At 62.7% G+C, this 6,352-nt stretch carries 4 protein-coding genes; all 4 read left to right on the top strand.

Annotated features, from left to right (window positions below):
* The first annotated feature begins 930 nt into the window (after positions 1 to 930).
* The gene (gene flgK, locus ACN0YJ_RS05435; RefSeq protein ID WP_417495566.1) at positions 931 to 3,072 is read left to right on the top strand and encodes a flagellar hook-associated protein FlgK; all 2,142 of its coding nucleotides are present in this window, start codon (positions 931 to 933) and stop codon (positions 3,070 to 3,072) included.
* Positions 3,073 to 3,086: 14 nt separating this feature from the next.
* A complete protein-coding gene (locus ACN0YJ_RS05430; RefSeq protein WP_417478707.1) occupies positions 3,087 to 4,001 on the top strand; it encodes a flagellin in 915 nt (304 codons plus the stop codon).
* A gap of 54 nt (positions 4,002 to 4,055) precedes the next feature.
* Entirely contained in the window at positions 4,056 to 5,273 is a 1,218-nt protein-coding gene (gene mnmA, locus ACN0YJ_RS05425; RefSeq protein ID WP_417495565.1) for a tRNA 2-thiouridine(34) synthase MnmA, read from the top strand.
* Between the two features lie 168 nt (positions 5,274 to 5,441).
* Complete coding sequence (locus tag ACN0YJ_RS05420; RefSeq protein WP_417495564.1) at positions 5,442 to 6,329, top strand: LysR substrate-binding domain-containing protein; 888 nt, start codon at positions 5,442 to 5,444, stop codon at positions 6,327 to 6,329.
* Positions 6,330 to 6,352 lie beyond the last annotated feature (23 nt).

The following is a 6,352-nucleotide window of genomic DNA, read 5'->3' as shown; positions in this document are numbered from 1 at the left end:
CACGCGTGGCCAGCGCGCCAGGGGGGCCCCGGGCGGGCGCCCCCGGGGCCCCCGGTGCGCCCGCACGCGGCGCAAGGGCGGCGGCAGGCCCGCCAGGTGGTGGCGGCATGTTACCCGCGCCTTTTTCGCTGCCTGCAGCGACGTGCGGTGTGGCGGTGATCATACCCGGCGTCTGGTCGTCGGCCGATGCGCCGGCCTCGCCGTCCATTGCAGTATGACCGACAGTCTGCGTCTGAGTCTGCGTATGAGTCTGATTCTGAGTCTGGGGCTGGGGCTGAGCCGGTGTTGCCAGGCCAAGCATGGCGTCGAAGGCCGAAGGATTCGTAGCCTCGCCGGGTCCGTCCGTGTTGGCCCGCCCGGCATCCGCACGGGCAGACGCACTCCGGGATGCGGTCATTGCCGCATTCGTCGCGGTGAATTCTGCGCCTGGGATCATCATCGGCATGGTCAGATTATTCCACTCACTTGGCACACAATGCGTGCCGTGTCGGTGAAGTGGGTCGCAAGCATCATGCCAGCATCAATGCGCGCTAAATCTTTGAAATAGCGAATTAATATCTGGGTAAGACAGGTAAATGACAACTTGGGCCCGGCGGATTGTGCCCGGTGGTGGGTTGAAGCTGCCGGGCAGCGATGCCGGGCCAGGCTGACGGATGAGGGACAGGTCTCGGCGCGATCAATACCGGATTTGGACCCTTGGCACCGACTTGGCCCGAGCCTTGCGGTTAACCCTGTAGGACGTCCATCAGGCCCGGATGCCAGAAAGACACGAATTCGCATGAATATCGAAGCAAAAACAGGTTGTTGTATGTCGATCCTGGTCACCGGTCCAGGTGTGCCGGCGCGGTTCTGGCTCGGCAAGCCTTGCCGGAGTGTCGGCAGTTTTGACCGTCCGGGCTTCATGTCGTGCGATGTTTCGAGGATGCTATCATGTCGCTGAACGGTATTATCGGAAGTGCCCTGTCGGGCTTGTCTGCGAGCCAGGCCGGCCTCAATTCGGCGGCCAACAATGTCGCCAACGTCAACACCCCCGGCTATGCCCGCACGGAGGCTGTGCTGCAGGCCCTCAATGTTGGCGGTGTCGCCATGGGGGTGCAGGTCGTTGGCATTTCGCGGATTGCCGATGTCTATCTCCAGGCGGCGTCGATCCGGGCCATCAGCGCCGGGGAAGCCGCCCAGATCCAGGCCGACGGGCTGGACAAGGTGCAATCGCAATTCGGCAAGCTCGACGACGAAGGTTCGATGTTTGCGCGGCTGAGCCGCGCATTCTCAAGCCTGTCCCAGGCCAGTGTTGACCCGTCTCAATCGGTTGCGCGCCTGTCGGCAGCGGCTGATTTGCAGGCCTTTTTCGATGAAACCAACCGGCTGTCCCTGATGATCAGCGACCAGCGCAAGGATGCCGACGCCCAGATCCAGGCGGCCGTTCATCGCACCAATGAGATCCTCAGCGAGCTTAGCGGACTGAATGCGAGCATTCAGAGTGTCAGCGTGGCCGGTGGTGACACCTCGGGCATCGCCAACCGGCAATCGGAGCTGCTCGACGAGCTCTCCAGCTATGTCGACATTCGCACAGAAACCAAGGCGGGCGGGCGTCTCGTCATTCGCACGGGCGACGGTGTCGCGCTGGTTGAAACCGGTGTGACCCAGCTCGAATATACCCCGACGGGCAGTGGCGCATACGGCGTATCCTACGGCCAGATTTTCGTGCAGCCACCCAATGGCGCCGAGGCCAAGGAGCTGGGCGGTCATATCCAGAGCGGCAAATTGTTCGGCTTGCTTGACTTGCGTGACCGGATCTTGCCGGAGATCGCCGATGAACTGGCTGAATTGACGTCCGGCGCCGCTGACGCGCTCAACCTGGCGCACAATAATTCGGCGTCCTATCCGGCACCGCAAAGCCTGACGGGCCGCAATACCGGGCTGGTGGCGGCTGACCTGCACAATTTCACCGGTGCGACAACGCTGGCTGTGACCGCGGCCTCCGGCACGCTCGTGAAACGTGTCGATATTGATTTTGACGCCGGCACGCTCAGTGTCGATGGCGGCGCAGCCGTCGCGATTGGTACAAGCGTTGGCAGCCTCACAACGGCGATCAATGCGGCTCTGGGCGGCGATGGTTCGGCGACCTTTGCCAATGGCGTCCTGACCCTGGCGGCGAGCACGGCCGGAAATGGTGTCGCGACGCTTGAAGATGCGACCACGCCGAGCGACCGGGCCGGGCGTGGGTTTTCGCATTTCTTCGGCCTCAACGACCTGGTTTCCTCGAGCCGTCCCGGCTTCTTCGAAACGGGCTTGTCGGCGGCCGATGCACACCAGTTCACCACCGGCACCTCCCTGAGTTTCAAGATCACCACGCCCGATGGCCGGCCCTCGGGCACGGTCGATATTCCGATGGTGACCGGGCAGACGATTGGCGATGTGGTAACGGCGCTCAATAATACAACGACCGGGCTTGGACGCTACGCCACATTCACGCTGGACAGTGACGGCCAGCTGAGCTCGGTTCCGAAAACGGGTTATGACGGGTTCGATCTCAACCTGACCGGCGATGATACCAGCCGCGCCGGCACCGGCGTGTCATTCTCGCAACTCTTCGGCCTCGGCCTGGCTGCGACCGCCGGGCGTTCCGAGGTTTTTTCGGTCAGCAACGTGATCCGCTCGGATTCATCGAAACTGGCCCTGGGACAATTGAATCTCGATGCTGCGACGGTGGCTGGCGACCTGGTCCTGACGTCCGGTGATGCGCGTGGCGGACAATTGCTGCAATCGGCGATGACAACGACGCGGAGTTTTGACGCGGCAGGCTCCATCAATGCCGCCAACTCCAGCCTGCAGGACTATGCCGCCCGGCTGGCCGGCAGTGTCGGGTCGCGCGCCGCCCGGGCCGAGAGCGAAGCGGCCTCGGCCGATGTATTGCGCTCGACGGCGCAGACCAAGCGCTCGAATGTGGAGGGCGTCAGCCTTGATGAGGAATTGGCGGCGATGACGCTCTATCAGCAGTCCTATAACGCCTCGGCGAGAATGCTGCAGGCGGCCAAGGAAATGACCGACACTCTCATGAGTATTGTCTAGGAAGTGATTGACCCATGACGCGGATATCGACTTTTGGCGCTTCGCAATCGGCCCTTCTGGACCTGATGCGCGCACAGCAATCCCTGTTCCAGGCGCAGCAGGAGCTCAGTACCGGCAAGAAGGGGGCGGACCTCAAAGGGGTTGGCTATCAGGCCGAAACCATCGCCGCCAGCCGCGGGGCGCTGGCCCGTTCGGAAGCATTTGAAGAGGCGGCGGTGCGGTCCGGCATCCGGCTCGATGCGCAGAATGTTGCGCTCGAGCGGCTCTCGTCCTCAGCCGGTGAATTGCGTTCGGCAATGACATCCCAGAACGGTGCCTTCATCATGAAGGAGATTTCCGACGCCTTCTACGGTGCCGTAAATGCGCTGAACACGCAGCATCTCGGCGCCTATATGTTCAGCGGCACGCGCGATGACACCAAGCCGATGGCCATCAGCTCACTGGCGGAGCTGGCAGCCTTGCCGGCCGTCGCCGACGCTTTCCAGAACAATAATCTCGAACCCACCGTACGCGTCGACCAGAATACCGAGGTCAAGGTCGGGCGCCTGGCCAGTGATGTCGCAACCGATCTCATGGCGTCCTTCAAGCGGATCGCCGAGTTCGAGGCCGGCCCGAATGGTCCGTTCGTCGACCCGATGACCGAGGTGCAGCAAACCTTCATCATAGGCGAGTTGCAGAATATCGTGGCGGCCCAGGACGGAATTATCTCTGTTGTTGGCATGAATGGCGTAATGCAGGCGCAGATCGAAAGCTCGCAGCAGAGCCAGAAGGATCGGCAGGATTTCCTCACCGGCATGATCAGCGATATCGAGGACGTGGACATGGCCGAGGCCGCAACCAAATTCCAGACGGCGCAGAATGTCCTCGATGTCTCGGCGAAAACCTTTGCCTCGCTGACACAGGTTTCACTTCTCAACTTTTTGAGATAAGCCTCAGCCAACTTCAACCGTTTGCTGCGGGCCTTGACCCCGCTGGAGGCGAATATGACGAATACCGATTCCGGTCGCGCGATGGTGCGTGCCGATGCGCTTCTTTCCGAATTTGGCCTCGCCGGCGATCCGCTCGGCCTGGGCGGCAATCCCGCCGATCACCGCGTCGTTGTCGCGATGTCGGGCGGGGTCGACAGCTCCGTCACCGCAGCAGTGCTTCATCGTGCCGGCTATGATGTCGTCGGCGTGACGCTGCAGCTCTATGATCATGGTGCGGCAATCCAGAAGAAGGGTGCCTGCTGCGCCGGCCAGGATATCTATGACGCCAAGCGCGTCGCCGAGGAATGCGGCTTTCCCCACTATGTCCTCAATTATGAGAGCCGTTTCCGCGAAGCGGTGATCGAGGAATTTGCCGATACCTATCTGGCCGGCTTCACGCCGATCCCGTGCGTGCGATGCAATCAGACGGTCAAATTCGCCGATCTGCTGACGACCGCGCGCGAGCTCGGCGCCGAATGCATGGCGACGGGGCATTATATCCAGCGCGTGGACGGGCCGAATGGCGCGCAATTGCGACGCGCGGCAGATGCCGGCAAGGACCAGTCCTATTTCCTGTTCGCGACGACGCATGAGCAGCTCGATTTCCTGCGCTTCCCGCTCGGTCATCTCGACAAGGACCAGACGCGCAGGCTGGCTGAAGCCTTCGGCCTGATCGTCGCCGACAAGCCCGACAGCCAGGATATCTGCTTTGTGCCCCAGGGCCGCTATGTCGATATTGTCGAGAAGGTGCGCCCCGGTGTCTCGCGCCCCGGCGAGATCGTTCATGTCGATGGCACGGTGCTGGGCACACATGAAGGCGTCATCCACTACACGGTCGGCCAGCGCCGCGGCCTCAAGATCGCGGTCGGTGATCCGCTCTATGTCGTCAAGCTTGATGCCGCTACGGCGCAGGTCGTGGTCGGCCCGCGCGAAGCGCTCGCCGTCGACCGGATCACGCTGAAGGATATCAACTGGCTCGGCGATGACGCCCTGGCAGACGGCGTCCCCGTACGCGTCAAGGTCCGCTCGACCCGGCCGCCCGTTGATGCCGCCTTTGCGGTCGATGGCGATGAAATCACTGTCGTCCTGCCCGGCGGCGAAGAGGGCGTTGCGCCCGGACAGGCCTGTGTCTTCTACTCGGCCGAGGATGAGGGCCGCGTGCTCGGCGGCGGCTGGATTGCGAAGACGAGTGCGAGTGCGAGGACAGGCGGCGGGTATCGGTTGATCGGGTAGTTGTCATTCGCGCGGATTCGGGGGCCCCGGTTCGCGGCGGCGAAGCTGCACTTTGCGGAATTGCTTTGCATCCGCAACCCATTCGCGGAGCTCTGCAAATTATGCTATCGGGTCGAGGTCCTGCTGCTGGCGGGGTGGCCAACCAGTCTGATCGAGTTTCTGCCCGCGATGGACAAGCTTTCCGTCATGCACGCCTACCGCCGCATCGTCGAGCGGGGCAATTTCGCCCGCGCGGCGGAGGATATCGGCGTTTCGCCGGCGCTTCTGAGCCGCGAGATCAAGCTGCTCGAGGAAAGCCTTGGCAGTGTCTTGCTGACGCGGACGACGCGCTCCATGTCGGTGACCGATGCCGGCCGGCTCTATTATGACGAGGCAATCGGCATCCTCGACGCCGTGAGCAAGGTCGAGACGCGCATCCGCGATGGTGCCGGCACAGTGCGGGGCCATCTCAAGGTCAACGCGCCGAGCTCGTTCGGGCAGACTGTGATTGCACCCATGCTGCCGGCGTTTCGCAATGCCTATCCGGATCTTTCGCTCACACTTTCGCTCGACGACCGGATGGTCGACATGGTCGAGGGCGGGTTTGATGTCTCGATCCGTATCCGCGCCGCCATGCCGGACTCGGCTCTGGTGGCGCGCAAGCTCGGTGCGGTGCGGCAGAGGATTTTTGCCGCCCCCGCGTATCTGGACCGGGCCGGCCATCCGAAAACCCCGCAAGATATTGCGCAACACGCGGTGATCGGTTTTCTGCTTGCCGATCACCTGACGTCGTGGTCCCTGCGTGGATGTTCGGGCGCGAGTACGGTTGAGCTTGACCCCCGGGTGCGGGTTGGCAACAGCCTCGTGCTGCGCGATCTGCTGATCGCGGGGCAGGGCATTGGCACCTTGCCGGACTTTGTCTCGAACGCGCCCGAGGCGCGCGGCGAGCTTGTCCGCGTCTTGCCGGACTGGGAGCTGCCCGCGCCGGAAATCCTCGCTGTGACAGCCTCGCGGCTTGGAATGGACGCCAGGGTCATGGCCTTTCTAGAGCATCTGCGCGCCGCCCTGCGGACCTGAGATTATTCAACCAGCGTAAACAA

Origin of the sequence: Maricaulis sp. (assembly GCF_048270095.1) — a bacterium.
Classification (GTDB): Bacteria; Pseudomonadota; Alphaproteobacteria; order Caulobacterales; family Maricaulaceae; genus Maricaulis.
This window is presented reverse-complemented; position numbering and strand designations above follow the sequence as displayed.

Coding starts and splice junctions, on each gene's coding strand:
- ACN0YJ_RS05420 (WP_417495564.1), top strand. CDS start 5,442: ATGGACAAGCTTTCCGTCATGCACGCCTACCGCCGCATCGTCGAGCGG.
- mnmA (WP_417495565.1), top strand. CDS start 4,056: ATGACGAATACCGATTCCGGTCGCGCGATGGTGCGTGCCGATGCGCTT.
- ACN0YJ_RS05430 (WP_417478707.1), top strand. CDS start 3,087: ATGACGCGGATATCGACTTTTGGCGCTTCGCAATCGGCCCTTCTGGAC.
- flgK (WP_417495566.1), top strand. CDS start 931: ATGTCGCTGAACGGTATTATCGGAAGTGCCCTGTCGGGCTTGTCTGCG.